Below are 1,425 nucleotides of genomic sequence, written 5' to 3' on the forward strand. Positions count from 1 at the left end.
TGGATATTCCGAACAAAGTACACCAGTGTTCCACGGCAAAGTACACCACTTCTTTGAGCGGCATAAAATACACTAACTATGCATTATACCCACTAAACAAGAGTGGTATTTTTCAAACTTAATGATTTTTTTTATTTCGTAAAGATTTTCCCGTAAGGGCTATTCTGTGCGCAGAAGCTGACAGCCTGTCCATAATTGCGTCGGCCAATGTTGGTTCATCAATAAAAGCATACCATGTATCCACCGGAAGCTGTGAAGTAATGATTGTAGCCCCATTCCCGTATCTATCCTCCAGGATATCCAGCACGGCAATCCTGGCATCATTATTCAAAGCCTTCAATCCAAAGTCATCCAGGATCAGCAGTTTGTTAGCAGAGATAGCCCTGATCCATTTCAGATAAGTGCCATCCAACCTGGCCTGAGCCAGTGCTTCCAGGAATTTGTTCATACCGAAGTATTGCGTTCGATAGCCCAGCAAACAGGAGCTGCGCCCCAGTGCACAAGCAAGAAAACTTTTCCCACAGCCGGTAGCACCGGTTATGAGGACATTCTCGCCTTTTTCTATAAACATGCCACCCGAAAGCCTTAAGACCTGTTCTCTTGTAACCCCTCTTTCAGGGTTACAAAGGATATCTTCGGGCAGGGCATGATAGCGGAGTTTACTGCTTTTAAGGAACTTTTGTGTACGGGAATGGTCTCTATATTCCACTTCGGCCTGGGTAATGATGCCTACCAGGGCGTGAGGATCCTGCAGTTCATGTACAGGAAGAGAAAGTTCGGCTTCATAGCGTTTGGCCATTCCGGTAAGTTTAAGTGATTTTAACTGTTCTACAGTGTGTTGACTGTTCATTTCTGTTGATTTTAGTATATGAATAGATCTTGTTAGTTGACATTGTAATTTTCAGGGCCTCTGAGATTGTTATGTTTAGGCAGACGGAATTCAGGTACCTCTTCTTCCTCAAGCATATCCAGGTTCTTCTCCAGAATGCTTTTAATGGTCTTGTAACTGAACCTATATCCTTTCAGTGCTCTTTTGCAAGCAAGCTCCATACGTGCTCCCCCGTACTGCTTAATCAGCCTGAGCAGGCCAGTACAGGCCGCATAAGATTGGTCGACAATGAGTTTGTTTTCCATAACTTTTTTAAAGAGTTCCAGGGTATTTGAGCCATTTTCAGCAGCCTGCTGCAGGTAATGTTCTACATTCCAGCCTCTATGGGCCAGGATGGCCCTGTGATTGGCAGGCATATGTTCCTTGTCTGTGGTGTAACCGTGTTTAACATAACTCCTGGTGTGTAAGGCTATTCTCAGGCTGCCAAAATACACTTCAACATGGTCTGTACAATAAATAATACGGACTTCCTTACTGATGAAACGGTATGGGACAGAGTAAAAGTGCCAGTCTTCTCCAACTACCACGTGGTAGTT

2 protein-coding genes are annotated in these 1,425 nt (G+C 44.2%); both read right to left on the minus strand.

Annotation, left to right across the window (positions count from 1 at the left end; genetic code table 11):
• Positions 1-118: 118 nt before the first annotated feature.
• Positions 119-850 (minus strand): IS21-like element helper ATPase IstB, encoded by a 732-nt coding sequence (gene istB, locus LY11_RS26415; protein WP_111636567.1) that lies wholly within the window; start codon positions 848-850, stop codon positions 119-121.
• Between the two features lie 32 nt (positions 851-882).
• On the minus strand, positions 883-1,425 hold a 543-nt coding region (locus LY11_RS26845; protein ID WP_449415918.1), incomplete at its 5' end, for a Mu transposase domain-containing protein.

The sequence above is a fragment of the Pedobacter cryoconitis genome (assembly GCF_003259615.1).
GTDB lineage: Bacteria > Bacteroidota > Bacteroidia > Sphingobacteriales > Sphingobacteriaceae > Pedobacter > Pedobacter cryoconitis.